We start from the raw sequence: 18,491 nt of genomic DNA on the forward strand, positions 1-18,491 counted from the left end.
TATAAAACATGTCTTTTGTTATGTTTTTAACATCGTGAATACTTAATAATTAATATTAGACCCTTTTTGCTTTATTTGTTAGAGCAATTAACATAGATTACTGTTTTCAGTTATGTTGTATATTTTTTTAAAGATGTGTCCAAAATATAACTAACCTGTTTTAGAACAAATTGGTTACCGAGTAGTTAGCTTTTGCTAACTACTTTTTATTATTAAATATGTTCTCATCAAAATGATGAATTTCTAACTATTAGCTCAGTTCTTTCTATCTAGAAGAGTAGTTTGTACTTTTACTTAAAATTCCTTGAAAACTATTTGAGCATAGATTTTTCCCATTAAAAAAGGAGAGATTATAATCCCTCCTTCTAATCCATACACTATATAATTAGCGAGTGAATCGACCATCAAGTTGTATATTGAAATTTTGTGCGATATTATATTTCATTTGATCGATTACACTTTCAGCATCACGAACTAATAATTCGTTACGGCTTCCACTATTATTGTTTGCTATTATTACGTATACTCGTTAATTTCCATGTCCATACTATTTAGCGACGGTAGTCCATGCCATTCGGATTGACCTCCAGCACATGATAAATCTATTTTTCTAATTTATGTATATTATTCAACTAATTCTACCATTAATCTTCTGTGCTACCTGTAGATCTTTTGTTTTAAATCCACTATTTATAGCCCATCTATAAAATAGAAATGAAACAATTGAAATAAGTACCATATCCCATCCATAAGTTATAATATTTAACCCACCAAATTTTTCACTTCCAATGTACGATATACAAATCATAAATAATAAATACCCTACAATCCATAATCCAGCTAAAAAATTCTTCTTAAATCCTACCCATTTTGTTTTTAATTGATAATAAAAATATATAGGTAAGCCCATAAGTATAATAAACATTACTTCTCCTGTTAACGGCCACCTTGCCCAATATAATGTTAATGATGCAAAAATGAACCCTAAAGGTGCGATAATGTTTAATCCTCTTATATAGAAAGGACGATGAAAATTAGGTGCAGTTTTTCTCAGGGTCATTACTGTTATTGGTCCAGTAACATATGAAATTAATGTAGCTACTGAAATCACTTCAGCTAAAACACCCCATCCTTTAAATAAAAATAAAAAAACAAAACAAATCATTAAATTAAACATCATGGCAAATCTAGGCACACCATATATAGGATGTAATTTCCCAAAAACTTTAGGGAAATATCCATTCTTCTCCATTCCGTACAGCATGCGTGATGTGGTTGCCATATAAGTAGTACCTGTCCCCGAAGGAGATACAAAAGCATCTAAATATAATACAATAACTAACCAATTAATATTTAGTGCTATTGCTAAATCAGCAAATGGTGAATTGAAATTTAAATTCGACCATCCGTTAATTATCATATTGGGATTTACAGCGCCGATAAAAGCAATTTGTAATAATACATATATTATAGTTGAAATTAAAATGGATCCTACAACTGCCCGAGGAATGGATTTCCCTGGGTTCTTTGCTTCACCAGCCATATTAATTGGACTCTGAAAACCATTGAATGCAAAAATAACACCGGATGTTGCCATAGCAGTTAATACATTTGACCAATTAGATACATGAAAGTCCTGATGACTAGTAAAGTTTTCTCCATGAAATCCAACGAATAGCAATGCACCAATTGTAAAACCAGGAATTATGATTTTAAATATAGTAATTAGAGAATTTACTTTTGCAAATAGACTAACAGTCCAATAGTTTAAAAAGAAATATATAATAATAAGTAAAGAAGCAGCTGCAAGACCTTTTGAAGTCAACATCCCATTGTCTACTAAATCCTTAGCCCAACTTGCCCACTCCCAAGGCCATGAACTCATATATTGTATTGAGGCTATAGCTTCAACTGGAATAACTGAGACGATAGCTATCCAATTAGCCCATGCAGCAATAAATCCTACGAAATCTCCATGTGAGTATTGGGTATATTTTACCATTCCGCCAGCCTCCGGAATCATGGCTCCTAACTCGCTATATGGTAAGGCAATAAATAATATTACAATCATTCCTAAGAGCCAAGAAAAGATAGCGGCCCCTCCTGATATTTTAGCAGCCTTCCATGCACCAAATAACCAGCCAGACCCTAAAATCGAGCCAATCCCAGTCATTGTGAGTGCAAAGGTTCCTAGCTTGCGTTTCATATTTTTCATTTTTCACACGCCCCTCGTTTACAAAATAAATAGGATTTTTTTATTTATTAACCATTTATTCATGTATACTAGCCCCCTTTTTATTTAAAGTAAGAATACAAGTTTTATAGACTCATTCACCATAAAATTTGCTGTAATTTGAAACCATAACATTCATCTCCAATCAACTCTTTATATTGTATGTATACCCTTTATAATTCTCTCTAAACCTGAAATTTTCAACTATATTTGTTACGGAAAAACATCATATCTAGTATGCCTCTATATTAAGAATATTTTAGTTCTAATAGACGAAATTTCATCTTGTCTATGGTCTTAATTTGATAGGCGATACTACTCCCAGATGCACTCAAGTTAGATAAAAACCGAAGGAAACTATTATAGAAATTTCTACATTTCTTTCGAAACATATCGCTCCCTTCTTACCAAAAACTCAATTCTAATTTAGTGAATTGTTTAAGTGTATTGGGATAAATCTTCGGCAAATAATGACAACCCTTGTTTTTTATGCATATTCATAAAAAGCACGTCACCCTTTCTCATTAATTAAGAAAATGGTAACGTGCTTTTAATCCCAAGAATAGTCCATGATGGATGTGTGGCGGTACTCCATTGCTATCGAACAAAACAATGATAGTTGCGAACGAATTAGCAATTATACGAATTTCATTTTTTCGGCATTCTGCATCTAGACGGTATACCTATTAGCCACGGTAAAACTCTATTTTAAATCAAAAAAATAGATTACCTGCACATGAAAAAGTATAGTGCACAGGTAATCTATTTGTTTTTGAGATTAATAAAAACCTAATTTATTTTTTGAATTCTTCCATCAATAATAGACTGAATTGGTTCTTTTGATTTTTTTATATAATCTACTAATGCTTCAAAATCAGTTGGTCCTGTTTCAGCATCTTTACCGTTTTTAAAGGATACAAATCCATCTCCACCTGAAGCTAGAAATGCGTTCGCAACGACGCTGTAAGTTTTAGAAGGAATAATTTCTTCTCCATTTGTTAGGCGAATACTTGTTACTTTTTCTCCATTAGGTTTGTTTGCATCCCAAGTGTATTGGATCCCTGAAATTTGAAGCATTCTTGTTATGTCTTTTTGCCATTGTTGATTTAAAATATCACGAATGTCTTGGCCTGTTAAATTTACTTTTATTAATTGATTTCCGAATGGTTGAATACCATATATCTCTCCCCATGTAATATCACCAGCATCTAAGTCATTACGAATACCACCAGGATTCATAAGTGCAATTTGAGATTGCATTGTTGCACGCTGAGCATCAGCAACTAAATTCCCAAGAGTAGATTCACCAGCTGTATTTAGTTTGCGATCTAGTGGAGCAATAGACTTACCTACAACTTCATTAACAAGAGGTGCGATTTTTGCTTGATATTTCTCCATCTTTTTCTTTATTTTTTTATCAGGTTCCATGCCTTCATGGTAAGTTGTAACAATTTCTGCTTTTTTCTCAACAATATCTTGTGTTTTACGATCAATCTTTACATCAACATCAGCAAAAGCCATACCGTAAGAATTTGCTTGTACGACAAGTTTATTATTAACAGTTCCATTTACATAAGTGTGGCTATGCCCACCAAAAATAACATCGACTTCTGGATCAGTCTCATTTGCTAATCGGACGATATCACCATTTGTTACGCCGTTCCCATCTGTTGTCCCCCCGTTATGTGCAAGAACAACGATAGATTTAACGCCTAGTTTTTTTAATTGCTTTACGGATTTGTTAATAGCTTCAACTTCATCTGTAATTTCTACATTCTTTAGCATAGTAGGCATAACAAGGTTAGGAACATCCGTTGTTACGACTCCGATAAATCCAACTGGAACTCCTTGCACCTTTTTTATAGTGAATGGTGGTAAAAATAAACGACCGGTGGATTTATTATAGAAATTTGCAGCAACATATGGGAATTTTGCTCCTTTAAATTTCCCTGTTTTCTCATGGTATCCACCATAAATAAGGCGGTTCATTTCTTCAACACCTTCATCAAATTCATGATTTCCTATCGTTCCAACATCGAATTTCAAATCATTTAGAAATTCAATGGTAGGTTCGTCTTGTAATAATGCTGAAACAGGAGTACTTGCTCCAACAACATCGCCAGCATGTACTTTTAATGTATTCGGATTTTGTTTTTCACGATCGCGTAAATAAGCCCCTAAGTACTCGATTCCCCCTGCATCTTTATTGTTAATTTTTTTTACTGTGTCTAGTTGCCCATGAAAATCGTTAATCCCGAGCATTTGCACATCTATGTAGCGGTTTGGTTCTGTACTTGCTTGGGCTGAAGGTACAGCGAATACACTAGTAAAAGTAACTGTACTTAATGCTAAAGCAACTGGAATGATTTTTTTCAACATAAAATTTCTCTCCCCTAATAATTAAAATCTTACATAATACGATGTTATTTTAATATATTAAGAGGATTATTTCTATAAAAATTCTACTAATTATAAAAATTAATAAGATTTTATCGTTTTCTGACAAAAACATTTCTTTGTTTTGAGGATTATTCAAAATATTATCTTGATAGTAATATAGCAATCCACCTAAGAGACAAAAAAACTCTAATCCATAAATTTTAGCCGTTAAGAAAAATATTCAACTCGAAACTAATAGAGATTTATCAACCTAACATTTCAATATCAATATTTAAAAATGAGCAAAAATTTCGTTATAGAAGATTTCGATTCTTTAAATTGATTACAGTGGTCCACTACGCCGCATTTAAAAAGATGCTCCTGGATTTATCCAAGAGCATCTTTTATAAAGCTTTATTTTTTACTTGTTTATCAACTATCTTATGATATTTAGCACCTCTCATATTTTTAAACAAAACCACTTTAGCAATCATATGAACGGCTACCTAACCGTTTTAACGGCACCTCTAAGTATACTATTGTGCTTACGTCTAATTAATAAGGATCTGATTCATGGCTTTTCTTCACTGCATCTTTTGTTGCTTCGTTTGCAGCTAATGAACCTTGGCCATATTTTGATTTACTTACTTCGCGGCCTGGAAGTTTGTTTTCCGTTTTAGCTTCTTTCATTTTCTTTTCAATACCTTCTTTAACACGACGGCCATAATCTTCATCAGCTTGTGTGAAGTGTTCAATCATCGCATTCTGAATTCTTTTGTCACATACTGCAAGTGCTTCAGATAGATTTTTAACCAACTCATTTCGTTCCCACTCCTCAAAACTACGATACGTGTGACCTGCTTGACCATAATTATTAGGACGATCGATTGGTGCACTCATAGCAGCCGCATTGTAAGTTGGTTGGTGTGGATGGTGCTTTTCTTGTTTTGCATCTTTATAACCACCCAGCATAGATGGCTCATAGTTAATATGCGGATTTTCTCCAGACTCTTTCGGATTACGCATATCCATTTGACCACGATGTTGATTTGTACGAACAGGTGCTTTAGGTGCATTAACAGGTAATTGCAGATAGTTTGCACCAACGCGATAACGTTGCGTATCTGAATAAGAGAAAGTACGACCTTGTAGCATTTTATCGTCTGAGAAGTCCATGCCATCAACAAGTACTCCCGTACCAAAAGCAGCTTGTTCAATGTCTGAATGGTAATCAACTGGATTACGATCAAGAACCATACGTCCTACTGGTAACCAGGGGAACTGCTCCTCTGGCCAAAGCTTCGTATCATCAAGAGGATCAAAATCGAGTTCTGGATGATAATCATCCTCCATAATTTGTACAAATAGCTCCCACTCTGGATAATCTTTGCGCTCAATTGCTTCATATAAATCTTGTGTTGCATGACTAACATTCATTGCTTGAATACTGTTTGCATCTTCTTGTGTTAAATTTCGAATTCCCTGCTTCGGCTCCCAGTGATATTTCACCAATACCGCTTCGCCTTTTTCATTTACCCATTTATAAGTGTTTACACCTGACCCCTGCATATGGCGATATGTTGCTGGAATACCCCATGGAGAAAATAAAAATGTAATCATATGCGTTGCCTCCGGGGTACGAGAAACAAAATCAAACATCCGCTCAGGATTCGCCACATTCGAAACCGGATCAACCTTAAACGCATGAATCATATCTGGGAACTTCATCGCATCACGAATAAAGAAAATTTTTAAATTATTCCCTACTAAATCCCAGTTACCATCTTCCGTATACATTTTCACTGCAAAACCTCGTGGATCCCTTGCTGTTTCTGGTGAGTCCTTAGCTCCAGCTACTGTAGAAAAACGAACCATTAACGGCGTTTTTTTACCAGCCCCTGAAAATACTTTCGCACGAGTATATTTTTCTACCGGCTCATCTCCAACTTTTCCATAGGTTTCAAAATACCCAAATGCTCCAGCTCCTCGCGCATGTACTACACGTTCCGGAACCTCTTCTCGATCAAAATGAGAAATTTTTTCGATGAAATGATAATTTTCAAGTGTTGCTGGACCACGATTCCCAATTGTTCGGATATTTTGATTATCCTTCACAGGGTGCCCCTGTCGTGTTGTCAATGTCTCACGTTTCACGTCTTGTTCATCTAGAGAATTCATGTCCTGGTTTTCTTCCATAATTGAAAACCTCCTCAAAATTATTCACCTTTAGGTATTTCCATTTATTAGAAAAAATATGTTAGAATTGCAAATTATTTATAATGTATCAATTAACAAGTATATAGTTGTAATCAGTCCTTTAAAAATAATAGGAGTGCTTCATGTGTTAATTTCCCACTATATTCAAATGGTACAGTTGCATCTGAATCATCATGAATAACAAGGGTAGGTATATTAATCTTGGCTAAATCGCCTCTGAAGTCTGTTTTGCTGAAAGCAGCGATATCCCTATTGTAAAGTCGAAATGATACTATCCCAATTAATAAATATTACTAACTATATATCTAGATTAATATCTGTCATATTTTTTATATACAGGATTAATTAGATTTAAAAAAAGATTTCTTTTTCTTTACTCGTAATAAGTCACCTGTCCACCCTTTCACTCTCATATACAAATACATACCACCTGTTGTAAAAATGATAAATAAGAGAGCGATTAAATAGCTATATTTCCATTCTAGTTCAGGCATATATTTAAAATTCATCCCCCACAATGCTCCTAAGGCCGTCAAAGGTGTACTTACAGCAGTTAATACAGTAAGAGCTTTCATAATCTCATTCCCACGATGAGAAGAAACAACTTCTTGTAAATGAATCATCGTGTCTAATTCTTCTTGGTACTCTTTAACAAGTTGTAATCCACGCTCTAATTTTACGTGTGTTTGTTTATAACAAAGGGTGTTTGTTAAGTTTTCTAACCAAGCTTCTTTCAGGCCTTGTAATACTTCTTGTATTAAGCGAAACACATGTGTGTTCATAAATAATTCATGACGAATATGATAGATTCTTTCTAAAACTGCTATGTTATTATGATGATAAAAATCCCATAATACATTTCTAAAATTGTTTTCGAAATAGTCAACCTTTCGCAAGTAGTGAGATATAAACATTGATAAGATAGCACATAATCCTTCAGCGGAACTATTACAATTTTTCACACTAAAAGAGGAATTATGTATTAATTTTTGGAAATCCTCTTCCTCTTTTTCCTGGACCGTTATGAGTATTCCATGAGCTACGAAATAATGAAGAAATTTTTGAATTTTGGCGTCCTTTTTATCTTGATCATATAAAAACGAACCATATACACAAGTTTGACTTGGTGATAACGTATAAACATATAATCCATTTTCACAAGGAGAACTTATTTTCTTTATAAATTGAGAGAGATAAGATGTTACATCACGAGGGATTATAGAAGAAAGTTTTTCAAGCTCACTAGTTTTCACATGATACCAACTCCATTTCGTCATTTTTATGCATTCCATATTATTCTTCCTTTCTGAATCGTTTTATGTTTGATCGAATCATATCCGTAATATGTAATTTGTATGCAGGTATTCATGTCTTGGAGAAAAAGTTTTTAGATTAACTAAATTACAAAACAAAGTGAAACTTTAATCGGTGGGGGTTTTCTTCATCCCCCACTGATTATTAGCCCTCACCAATCGGACTTTTAGGGGCAGCCCGACCCCCACCTAAATTCTTTGCTTTCGCTGAATTTTGAGGTGGGGGTCTTACTGCCCATTAAAGCGGGACAAATGGCATAGGAGGTCTTATTCTATTAAAAGGAAGACCCCCTATATATTAGCTATTTTTATTCTCAATTTTAAACATTTCCTCTATACAAGCACTTTTTATCTTTTCTTATAAATAATTTATTATATATGGAAAAGAAGCTAAATAATTTGGCACGTCTATTCAACGAACTCCATTTCGATTGTTATTATAATTTAGATTCATATACAGATTGATTGGTGATGTCGTCAAATACTTGACTTCCAATCATGTAGTATCCATGAAGTGCAGCCTCTTTCGAAGCGTCTACCATACGGAAAGAAGAAATTTCACCTTGTATTTTTTCAATTCGTTTTTTGTGGAGATCTACTATTCCTCCTGTCCAAATAATAGTGTCATACTGGTCTAACTTAAATTGTTCTTGTAATACACGCATAACGTCTTGGAAGTGTGCATCCAACTCTTTTTGAATTAAAGTATGAACCTGACTTGTCTGAGGATCTTCTTCTCGACCTCCATATCCTTTTTCTAATATGTTTGGCATATCGTTAATATGCAATTGATTACTTTCACCCGCATGATTCTGCACGATATTCTTAATATTTTTCAAAGGCTTGCTACATCCTAGTTCCGTCTCATAATGATTTAAAATGACATTCTGTTTCATATCTGTCATTTCTAATGTACGAAATCCACCATCAATAATTAAGATACGATCTCGTTCTTGAATGATTCCCTCTTTTAAGAAATAGGCATGTAAAGCGACCGGTTGCTGAAGAATTAAAGCATTTTCCACCGTAATAGTAATAAATTTTCCATCAATTTGCACAGAAGTTTCTTTTTTTAGTGCACGTTGTAATTGCTCATGCTGACTACCAAAATAAGTGACAGGAAGCCCGGTAACAACTAAAGGTAACACGACATTTTCTTTATAATCCTTTGCAATGCAACCAAATATTTGTTGTTTAAACCGTTCGCTTTCATAATAATTTTCTATTTCTTCGTCAAATGGAGGAAGCAATGAAGCGTCAGATTGATGCGCTTCATTTCCCATGTAGTATGCAAAATCTAAATCTATAAAACTTACCTTTGTTAAATCTTCACTTTCATCATGATTAGGTACAGGGGCTAGTGTGGAAGCTTCACTCTTAATCGTCACCTCAGAATCTACATCCTGTCGATATGCTCGCTTAGTAAAGCCGATTCCTACATCAATTGCATACAAAGATTTCATACTTTTTTCCTCACTTTCTATTTTTAGAATTAAATCTAAGCACTCTCTTCTTTCCCTTCTTTCACATATTTCTTTTCATTTTTCTTTGTTTCCCTGTCTATTTCCTTACTATTTTCATTTATTTCGTTATCCTTTTCATCTTTTTTCTTTTTGTTATTTTCGTTTTCTGTTAAATCTTTAATAGTAGAAATGACAACCGGTGTGGCTGTAAGCAGTTGTGGTAATGTTTGTTTCGCAACATTAGCTGCAGTTACAGAGAATTGTTTACTTGTTTCGGTTACCTTCTCTAATGTTTCCTTTATGTTTCCTTCTTGTAGTTTGTCTTTTACGTTTTTTCCTGTTGTTTGTATAGCTTTCCGATTTTCTTTTTTTAATAGGGAGACTATGACTCCGGTCGTAATCCCAATCACAGTATATTTAAATATTGTGTGTTTCATTTTTCTCACCCTTCTCTACTTTTAATTTCTTCCATGCTACAACTTAAAATAATTATCTTACCTATTGCAATCTATTAGAGAGAATGATAGTTTTGCGTCTGCCTATCACTCGCCGTTAGTGTTTCATCTGTTACTAGGAGTAAAATCTTCCCTTGATCTAGTTTGTCTTCATATAAGTTAGCTTCCTCCTTCGACAACCCCATTTCCTCCATTTGATTTCGGAGCTCGTCCCCTTTTTTGGAGAAAAAGTTGATAATACTTTTTCCCAATCCTTGTTCTTTTACTCCAATCGTATTTATGTTTGTATCATCCGCAATCTTTTTTGTTATATGTTTTTCATGTGTTAAGACGTAAATGTCATCTTGGTGAATCCCTTGTAATTCTAGCTCTTTTACTTTCATAACTACTTCATGTTCATTATCATATTCATGAACCACCGGTTTTCTTTCATTCTTATGCATTGTATTTTTCCTCCTTTAGATTTTTTATTTAGTTGTTATGTAATATGTAATACACCTATTTTAAAGATGTTAAACCTAAATTTTCAAAAAATTTTATGTAATAGGTTATTAATGTTTTTGAATATCCAAGCAATGTCATGAGAACTTTGCTTGGATAAAAGTGTTACAAATAACGATTTGTTTGGAAGGCAAGTCCCTTATTTTATAGAAAATTTCTATTTAGAAAAAGTTACAAAAGGAGTACAAGATACTTTTTTCGTTAATTAAATCAAAATAAAAAAACAGGTTATTTGACTATTCATTCCGTAAGCTTAATACTCAAGTTAATCTTTTTTCACACGGTTAAACTTTATTAAGAAAACTTTAAGGAATTCCCCTCTATATTTATAAGAATTTTTTTCTATACTGAATCATGTAAATGAACAAGAGGAGAAATGATTATGAAGAAATTTGTACTTTGCATACTAGGAATAGGCCTACCTATATACTTACTACCTTTCATATTACGAGGGGATTTTGATAGATTTAATCCGATTGCTGAAGAAAAAAATGTATACGCCATTGCGAAGGGGTATGGTGTTCCAGATTACCATCATAAAGGACGAGCTATGTACTCACTAAAAAGTTTTGATGAATCTGGGAGCAGGAACGAATATACAGTAGGAACTAGCACCCCTAATGATTTTATAAGAAAAACTTACTTGAGAATTCATGTAAAAGGTAAGTATGTTTACTCGTACGAGGCTATTTCTGAAAAGGATATTCCGGAGAAAATAAGGAAGCAATTAGAGGTAGAAATTAAATAAAAGAGCCCACTCGTATGAGTTGGCTCTCCCGTCTATCATTATTGTTTTAATAACCATTCTTCCATTACTTTCACTGTTTCATCTCGTTGTGCTTTTGATGTAATTAAGCTCGCATTATCACCTTTTTGCTCACCATACATACCAAAATGAGCATGGTTTCCGCCTTTTATCATGTGCATAGTTGTATTTTTTGACATGAACTTTTTATTGTTCTCTATTTTTTCTACAGTTGCTAGCGCATCTACTTCCCCATAAATAGATAACATTGGAATCGATTTCATAGAGAAATCATCTGCAGGATAAGAACCTAAGAAAATAATCCCATCTATCTTATCTTCATGTTGAAAGGCATACTTAGAAATCATAGCTCCGCCCATTGAATGCCCTGCAACATACCATTTTTGAACTTCAGGATACTTTTCAATGACACTGTCTACCTCATTGATTCCTAGTATCGCTAAATTTAATGGTAACTTCGGCATGACTACAAAATGTCCATCTTTTGCAAGAGCTTCTCCTAAGTAACTATAAGCCTCCGCTTCTACTTTAGCTCCTTGATAAAAAACAACTCCTATTTTCGCATCTTTCTCTCCAAAAACGATATGATCTTCATCTTTTTTATCTTCTATTAACAACAAAGCCTCTTTCGTTGGTTTATAACTAAACTGAGACCAAACAAAAAAACTAATACTCCCTATAAGTAAAATACCTAGTAAAGAGTACAGAATAATTTTTATCCATTTCTTCACAAAGATGACCTCCCTAAGATGTATATATTCTATATTTCAGATTACCATTCATACAAATAAAAACTCGAGCATTTTTATTGTGCTCAAGTTTTTATTTCCGTTTTTAATTTATGCATTCAGCTACTTTATTAGCTGAAACTTTAACAACTGTTTCTTTTCCACCTGTTTTAGCAATCATGAAGCCATGAACTTTAACATCAGAAGGTACTAACGGATGATGACGAATCATATCTATACTCTTCTCAATATTTTCACTAACATTTTCTTTTCCACTTAGCCATTCCTCAAGGCTACCACTTGAAAATTCAGGCATACAATTTTCAAAGAGATAGTCTAGTTCCTTGTTATTTTTTATGGAATCACGTTGAATTTGTAGATTAACTACATTAGTTTCTTTATCCTCTATTCCGACAACAACAATTTCTTCCACATTTTCTTCATAAATAGCAATAATAATAGATCTCATTATATCTCCAAAAGGATGTACAATTACGGAATCGTAGCTGTGTATAGTCAACATGTTTTCTTGTTGAATGTTAGTTACTTGTTGGATAATAGGCTCTATTCCTTGTTCCATGTCTGTTAACAATAAAACCTTTTTATGCTTTGAACTCATATATAGCACTCCTTCTTCATGATTGTATTTATGAAACTTTTAAGCTAGTAACAATAGTTGATATGCATTACATGATTGCTACCAGTTTTTCCAACGTCCCTCTGGATCCACACTGGCAAGTCTAACCCACCCATTTTGAACTTTTTCTCGAAATGTGAAATCATTATTTAGCAAATGTTCTATATATTTAGTAGGCGCTTGAATTACAATTAATAAACGAAGTGGTGAATGATACGTCTCACGATCTGACTGCATAACGGATTGCCAAGGTAAGCCTGGTAACAGGTCACTTGCATTTCCTTGCATAACACCAAGACCTGCCGTAACGGTTTGTGTTGTTTTGTTTCCACTACCATAATAATGAGGGGCTACAGTTGAAGCGTAATATTGTAGATTGATCCACTGAGCTACTGTTCCCGGTCCCGCTATGATGTTAGCTAATATATCGCCACTTTCATCCTGTTTCCAATCATAATTATGAAGGAAAGCTCTACCTTCTAAGTCACAATCCCGAGTCAATTCACGCTGTCCGATAATAAAAGATGCATTACGAGCTAATCCCCATTCCGGACGTATTTCACTCCAATCTTCTGCAAATCGGTGTGCCTCTTTAATCGGATTTTTTATTTTCGTTTTAAAATGAGGTAATTGCATTAAACGCTCTCTATTTGCATGTTGACTTACATTCGGCATAATCGACTCAATACAATTAAATGCTTCTTGCGCAGTTTCCGAAAGTTTTGGGACGTAAATCCATTCCAATTCATCCACTGTTGTTTTATGTTCAGCTGCTGCAAAAATGGTGTCATCGGGAATTTTAATACCTTCAGCAGACAACGCCTCTCTCACTTCTGGAAGATTACATAAAGTAGCGAAAACTCTTGCATTGAATCCCCCTGCTGCTCCGCCACAAGCACCACACTCAAGCGCTGCGGCATAAGGATTGTTCGTACTTTGACTACTGTGGCCGCACATTACAACTAAAGGCGCGAATTTTTCTGTCAATCCCACCATTTTTAAAGCTTGACGCACATAGTTCACTTTTTCTTCTTTCGTAAAACCGATAGGTATCTCACATTTTGTATCATGAACATGATTAAGTGAGAATGTTGTATTAGGTTTTTGCAACATATTTTTACGAAGGTTACGAATGAAGCCACCTACTCTTCTTGGCACAAAACTCCTTGTTATCATTTGTAAACCAAGTAAAGGGCCACTTACTTCAGGTAATAGCATACTTGTCAGTACATTTTGTTTCATTGTCTTAAACGTATAACTTACTGAGCTGTCTATATTCTTACGTTGCTCATAAGATTTATATTCATTTTCATCCGCGAGCTCTTTTATTTGATGTTTCGGTTTTAATATAACTGGCAAAGAAGGATGGCTGTCATTGCTACCTAGTTCAGTAGTTGCAATTGGTAACCCAAAGAAACCAGCTATTCCAAACGTTTCGAACGGACCTAATTTTTCTAGGTGGCGACGAAACGGTTCTGAACGTACATCAATACAAAATGCTAATTGAGCTACTACACGCTTTTTATCATTAGTTGCACGTTGCTTAGAAGCAATCTTCTCCTTTAATTGCTCTGCATGGGTCTGTTCCCAAGCTTCTAGCCAAAGTTTCTTGCGAGTATTTTCATCAAAGTGATAAGCGAATGCTAATAATTCACTTTGTTCAGTTGCAGACATTTGTGACCATTTCTCTACTGAAATATCCCCCCAATAAATCCAAGAAGCTATTAGTGGGACGATAGAAACTTTTTTCTCAACCTTTTGATTTTTTAAAGGTAAATACGGTTTTACAATGGCTAGCTCCATAGAAAGTCGCACTGCTAAATATTCTACGAGAAGTTCCTGTTCCTCAATTGATTGTTGCGAGCGCCATCGTATCATTCCTGCCCATCCAGGCAAAGAAAGTAAGTGCCCTTCAAGGTAAGCTTGCCTATTAGATTCAGAAATTCCTAATTCAGATAATGCTTTTGTTAAAGCTATAAGGGGATCTTCTGGCCAATCTTTTAAAACTTTACGCTCATTTTTACTGAGCGCTGGATCAAATGTAATAAGATGGTGCCATGCACGATAAAAACCTTTCTCTCGGTTTGGCATCGCCCAACTTGCCCCGGCGTCATCAAGATATAATTTACACCATTTAATAATATGATAATTGAGAATATCCGATAGGTTGTCACCATTTTGATTCTCTATAAGCGAGCTTATTGGTTGCATAGAAGAGTCTTTCATACTCCCTGTATTTACATAACTTATTTCTTCTGCCAATTTATTTAATTCTGGCGATGATAATAGACTAGAAGGTAATCTTTCTAACTTTAAAGCTGCTTGGCAAAAACGCTCTGCTGTCTCTCGCGGCATATGAAAAGATTGTGAATCAAGCCAACGAGACAAGGCAATTTGTAAAAATGATTCCTCAATCTCACCTTTCGCCTTTGCCGAATGAATCATAGAAGCACTAGGATATATATCTACATTACGAGCTTCTTTTAACCAATCTGCAACTTGTTCAAATGATTGTTTTTCAAGTCCCATCCAAGGGTGATGAGCTGCAAAGGTTGAGATAGGCCAAAGTGGCGCAATCACTCGGCTAGCAGATTCAACTAAATCATTCATATTCTTTTCTTGTATTTCAATGTTTGTATCTTTCTTTTTTAAAGTTTCTTTCGTTACGATTGACTGTATGCTCATCACTGATTACCTCCCTTTGATACATCATGTTTCAGATAGCTTGGATGACTTTCTACTGACTTTCGTCTCGCCTCACCTACTCGAACTGACCAAAGATAAAGTACAGCGGATAAAGTAGAAGATTGATTACGAGTAACGAAAGTACAAATAACACTACTAAATAGTAAGATACATATAACAAAGATAACGGCTGGAGCTGAAGGTTGAACACTTTGATACATGTCAGTGTGCAACCATTTATAAAGAGAATTATGAACGGTAAAGTAAATGAGAGAAAATCCAATCAAAACAATTAAGCCGGCAATTCGTCCCATTCTTCCCTCTCCAAAAACAACAAGCTGTTTCCATGAAAAGTATAATGACCAGCCTAAGATGAACGCACTAACTAATTGATACCCCTCTCCAGAAGTTATAAACCAGAAAGCAATTGCTATAAATAACCCTAAAACACGCCCGACTATCATCCATAAATTGGACATCTTTTCATTAGACTGCTTCACTACCTCAACACGTTGTACTGAGGAACCAGCTTGTAAAAACAGTGTGGCTTTAAATAAACCGTGTAACATTAAATGAATAACAGCTGCTAAATAAGCACCTAATGCACATTGAATCAGCATAAATCCCATTTGTGCAATCGTTGAACCTACTAGCTGACGCTTATAATCAACTTGAACTAAACTAATTCCTGTTCCTATTAAGACAGAAATACTAGAGAAAATTAGTAAAATGATTTGTGCAATATCATCATGAAAAAGTGGCGAAAATCTAGTTAACATGATACCGCCAGCATTTACTAAACCCGCATGCATAATAGCAGAAACAGGAGTCGGAGCAACAGCTGATTCAATTAACCATCTTTGAAAAGGCCATTGTGCTGCTGGAATCATCACAGCTACTATAATCAATAAGTTAATTCCTGTTTTCTCCAATGTTCCAAATTGAGCTACATTTTCATTCGTTAAAACTGATGTTAACTGCCACTGTCCAGTTATTTGAAACAGCCAAATGATAGCTGATAGTAAGGCAATCCAACTTATTGTAAATAAATAGCCTGAGATTTTTGTTGCTTCACTAACTACCTTCCACCCTTTATTTAGCCCGATGAGTAGAACCAATCCTATAAGTGTTGCACCCCAACACATAATCATGAAGCGAAGATCATCACTTAACCATGCAACTGAAGATACACCTGTAGTAAATGTAAAAAGTGCAAAGTATTTTCGATATGAGCGGTCTCCCATTAAATAACGTACAGAAAATCGCTGAATGATTAAACCAATTGTAAGAACGAAGAAAGCCATTAACCAAGCTAAAGTATCTAGATGCCAAGGCCCCACAACTCTATCTCCATTGTGATTAACAAGTGCAAGTAAAGAAACCAATGAAGGCAAAGCAGCGATACCAATATGGATATGAACAAAACGTAAAGGCATCCTTGCATGTAAAAACAATAATCCACTTAGCCAAGAAGCACTAAGCGCTATAAAAAATAATGTTAACAGTGTTGATGAACTTAGCGAAATTAACATGTAAAATACTCCCTTCCAAACGAAAATAACCTATAAAAATTCCTTTTCATTACGATAGTTTTTTTAATTTCAATTTTTATTCACTCTTTTTCGTACATCGTTTTTTCCATAAAAAAAACCGACAACTTCCATAATTCAATGATTTTATATCATCATTGAATTATGGAGATTGTCGGTTTCACTTCAACTAACTTCAATAAAGTTTTTTGAAGAGCTCCCATTTTATAGAGGATAATAATGTATGTATTAATCCTATTAAAAATAACAGTATATCTCTGATCTCCTAGATTATGCAATCAATATATCAATTTATGTTATGCGCTATCTTTCAATTAAGAAACTTTTTCATTTAGTCAATATTACATATTAAAAAAATGCTAAAGCCTTAATTATAGCAAACTGTTAAAATGAGCATCTATTAATTTTTAAAACAATTATAAGATAAACCATATTAAGCAGTTTGTCAATTTCTTTATCCGTTTTTTTAAGAGTTATTTGAATTAAGATTTATTATACCTAAATAACTTCAAGTTTTTAATTATTAGCCTGTTAATAAAGTACAAAACTTGTAGGTTTCTTAATCCTTCCACTAACCATACGGTATTTTTAAAATTTCTCCTCAAGATTATGAAACAATTTAAAAATCATTACTCGTTCACCAGTACGCGAGCTTATATCCGTATGAAAACTTTTCACTTTTTCTCCAGTTAATTCTAATATAATCTCTTTCAAATCGTCAATTCCAGATTCAACTAGCTCCGAACGATTTTTCTTTATCGTTAGCATACCGTCTTTTGTTTCGCAAACAGTATATTCAGCCGGCGTTAAAATACCTTGTAAATTTACGATAATCATATCTCGTAATATATCTGTCTTAACGGATATAGACCCGCGTCCTAGGTAGTCCTTTTCCCAGTGCGTAATTGCTTTACTTATCTCTGACTCAATAGAGCCTTTTGAGTTTTTCATTTATGTATCCTCCTTAAATAAAATGTAATTACATTTATAATTACAATAACAATATAATAATCTTGATTGATTCCATTTTCAATTACTAAGATGACATTCTTGAACATTTTTTATTTTGAACCTCTCCATAATGAGACCATTTGAATAACTATTTTTTTCATCTCAATCATTTTCCGCTTTGCTTCTTCTAGTTAAACGAAAAATTGGCATCTTTTATAATAATGAAATTCATTTTTATTATTTTTGAATAACTTGTTCTGTTGGATTGATAGGCATAAAATATCATCATATCGTTATCTAGCTAAACTTATGAAAAGTCAATTTTAAGTGAGATTTTTTTCTAATGGTTATATATATGGAATGTAAAGATTCATACATATTTAATCCGCTTGCCGCAGAAAAAAATGTATATGTCATTGCGAAGAGATATGTACTAACTAAAAAAGTGTTGGGGCATGTGGAAATGAGGAAGGATATGGAATAAGAACGAACACGCTGATGATTTTATAAAAAACTTACTTAACAATTCATGTTTCCGTTTAGTAAAGATTTGCTTATTCAGTTAATAGACATGGGGAGATTTCAAAAAGGGAGTGCAGTACAGGTCAGCATA

14 protein-coding genes and 2 pseudogenes are annotated in these 18,491 nt (G+C 34.0%); 2 read left to right on the top strand and 14 right to left on the bottom strand.

All coding sequences use genetic code 11. The annotated features are described in order from the left end of the window. Positions 1-406 precede the first annotated feature (406 nt). From RCJ96_RS16910 to RCJ96_RS16950, 9 genes and pseudogenes are all read right to left on the bottom strand, one after another. Positions 407-514 (bottom strand): annotated as a pseudogene (locus RCJ96_RS16910) (spore protein); the annotation flags it as partial. A 114-nt stretch (positions 515-628) separates the two neighbouring features. Then, on the bottom strand, positions 629-2,215 hold the full coding sequence (locus RCJ96_RS16915) for an APC family permease (protein ID WP_416504083.1): 1,587 nt from the start codon (positions 2,213-2,215) through the stop codon (positions 629-631). Positions 2,216-3,022: 807 nt separating this feature from the next. After that, positions 3,023-4,612: a bifunctional metallophosphatase/5'-nucleotidase gene (locus tag RCJ96_RS16920; RefSeq protein WP_000913798.1), complete on the bottom strand. Its 1,590-nt coding sequence runs from the start codon at positions 4,610-4,612 to the stop codon at positions 3,023-3,025. A gap of 555 nt (positions 4,613-5,167) precedes the next feature. Continuing rightward, positions 5,168-6,808 (bottom strand): catalase, encoded by a 1,641-nt coding sequence (locus RCJ96_RS16925; protein WP_242303689.1) that lies wholly within the window; start codon positions 6,806-6,808, stop codon positions 5,168-5,170. A 113-nt stretch (positions 6,809-6,921) separates the two neighbouring features. Further along, positions 6,922-7,095, bottom strand: a pseudogene (locus RCJ96_RS16930) (alpha/beta fold hydrolase); the annotation flags it as partial. Positions 7,096-7,170: 75 nt separating this feature from the next. After that, complete coding sequence (locus RCJ96_RS16935) at positions 7,171-8,121, bottom strand: magnesium transporter CorA family protein (RefSeq protein ID WP_416504082.1); 951 nt, start codon at positions 8,119-8,121, stop codon at positions 7,171-7,173. 458 nt (positions 8,122-8,579) lie between these two features. Further along, entirely contained in the window at positions 8,580-9,605 is a 1,026-nt protein-coding gene (locus RCJ96_RS16940) for a ParM/StbA family protein (RefSeq protein WP_103102596.1), read from the bottom strand. Between the two features lie 35 nt (positions 9,606-9,640). After that, positions 9,641-10,042 carry a peptidase U61 gene (locus RCJ96_RS16945; RefSeq protein WP_416504081.1) on the bottom strand — a complete coding sequence of 134 codons (402 nt, stop codon included), beginning with the start codon at positions 10,040-10,042 and terminating at the stop codon, positions 9,641-9,643. A gap of 74 nt (positions 10,043-10,116) precedes the next feature. Further along, positions 10,117-10,503 (bottom strand): general stress protein, encoded by a 387-nt coding sequence (locus RCJ96_RS16950; RefSeq protein ID WP_074607292.1) that lies wholly within the window; start codon positions 10,501-10,503, stop codon positions 10,117-10,119. Between the two features lie 150 nt (positions 10,504-10,653). Here RCJ96_RS16950 and RCJ96_RS16955 point away from each other — a divergent pair, with 150 nt between their 5' ends. Together RCJ96_RS16955 and RCJ96_RS16960 are read left to right on the top strand one after the other, a co-directional pair. Further along, positions 10,654-10,770, top strand: a complete 117-nt coding sequence (locus RCJ96_RS16955) for a hypothetical protein (protein ID WP_001982460.1) — start codon at positions 10,654-10,656, stop codon at positions 10,768-10,770. A gap of 173 nt (positions 10,771-10,943) precedes the next feature. Beyond that, positions 10,944-11,309 (top strand): YxeA family protein, encoded by a 366-nt coding sequence (locus RCJ96_RS16960; RefSeq protein WP_000714946.1) that lies wholly within the window; start codon positions 10,944-10,946, stop codon positions 11,307-11,309. 38 nt (positions 11,310-11,347) lie between these two features. Here the strand turns inward: RCJ96_RS16960 and RCJ96_RS16965 are convergent, their stop codons facing one another. The 5 genes from RCJ96_RS16965 to RCJ96_RS16985 all read right to left on the bottom strand — a co-directional run bounded on the left by RCJ96_RS16965 (position 11,348) and on the right by RCJ96_RS16985 (position 17,878). Then, on the bottom strand, positions 11,348-12,058 hold the full coding sequence (locus tag RCJ96_RS16965; protein WP_074607290.1) for an alpha/beta hydrolase: 711 nt from the start codon (positions 12,056-12,058) through the stop codon (positions 11,348-11,350). A gap of 103 nt (positions 12,059-12,161) precedes the next feature. Beyond that, positions 12,162-12,674 (bottom strand): carbonic anhydrase, encoded by a 513-nt coding sequence (locus RCJ96_RS16970; protein WP_074607288.1) that lies wholly within the window; start codon positions 12,672-12,674, stop codon positions 12,162-12,164. Positions 12,675-12,752: 78 nt separating this feature from the next. Further along, positions 12,753-15,377 carry a DUF2309 domain-containing protein gene (locus RCJ96_RS16975; protein ID WP_416504080.1) on the bottom strand — a complete coding sequence of 875 codons (2,625 nt, stop codon included), beginning with the start codon at positions 15,375-15,377 and terminating at the stop codon, positions 12,753-12,755. Beyond that, positions 15,377-16,909, bottom strand: coding sequence for an NADH dehydrogenase subunit 5 (locus RCJ96_RS16980; protein WP_074607286.1), 1,533 nt, complete (start codon positions 16,907-16,909; stop codon positions 15,377-15,379). The genes RCJ96_RS16975 and RCJ96_RS16980 overlap by 1 nt, the downstream gene beginning before the upstream one ends. Before the next feature lie 606 nt (positions 16,910-17,515). Further along, a complete protein-coding gene (locus RCJ96_RS16985; RefSeq protein WP_000798158.1) occupies positions 17,516-17,878 on the bottom strand; it encodes a DUF2294 domain-containing protein in 363 nt (120 codons plus the stop codon). Positions 17,879-18,491: the final 613 nt, after the last annotated feature.

The organism is Bacillus sp. BSL6, from assembly GCF_052928345.1.

What these genes read in the sequence shown, in the direction of transcription:
- RCJ96_RS16915 (WP_416504083.1), bottom strand. Translation starts at nt 2,215, where the DNA reads ATGAAAAATATGAAACGCAAGCTAGGAACCTTTGCACTCACAATGACT.
- RCJ96_RS16920 (WP_000913798.1), bottom strand. Translation starts at nt 4,612, where the DNA reads ATGTTGAAAAAAATCATTCCAGTTGCTTTAGCATTAAGTACAGTTACT.
- RCJ96_RS16925 (WP_242303689.1), bottom strand. Translation starts at nt 6,808, where the DNA reads ATGGAAGAAAACCAGGACATGAATTCTCTAGATGAACAAGACGTGAAA.
- RCJ96_RS16935 (WP_416504082.1), bottom strand. Translation starts at nt 8,121, where the DNA reads ATGGAATGCATAAAAATGACGAAATGGAGTTGGTATCATGTGAAAACT.
- RCJ96_RS16940 (WP_103102596.1), bottom strand. Translation starts at nt 9,605, where the DNA reads ATGAAATCTTTGTATGCAATTGATGTAGGAATCGGCTTTACTAAGCGA.
- RCJ96_RS16945 (WP_416504081.1), bottom strand. Translation starts at nt 10,042, where the DNA reads ATGAAACACACAATATTTAAATATACTGTGATTGGGATTACGACCGGA.
- RCJ96_RS16950 (WP_074607292.1), bottom strand. Translation starts at nt 10,503, where the DNA reads ATGCATAAGAATGAAAGAAAACCGGTGGTTCATGAATATGATAATGAA.
- RCJ96_RS16960 (WP_000714946.1), top strand. Translation starts at nt 10,944, where the DNA reads ATGAAGAAATTTGTACTTTGCATACTAGGAATAGGCCTACCTATATAC.
- RCJ96_RS16970 (WP_074607288.1), bottom strand. Translation starts at nt 12,674, where the DNA reads ATGAGTTCAAAGCATAAAAAGGTTTTATTGTTAACAGACATGGAACAA.
- RCJ96_RS16975 (WP_416504080.1), bottom strand. Translation starts at nt 15,377, where the DNA reads ATGAGCATACAGTCAATCGTAACGAAAGAAACTTTAAAAAAGAAAGAT.
- RCJ96_RS16980 (WP_074607286.1), bottom strand. Translation starts at nt 16,909, where the DNA reads ATGTTAATTTCGCTAAGTTCATCAACACTGTTAACATTATTTTTTATA.
- RCJ96_RS16985 (WP_000798158.1), bottom strand. Translation starts at nt 17,878, where the DNA reads ATGAAAAACTCAAAAGGCTCTATTGAGTCAGAGATAAGTAAAGCAATT.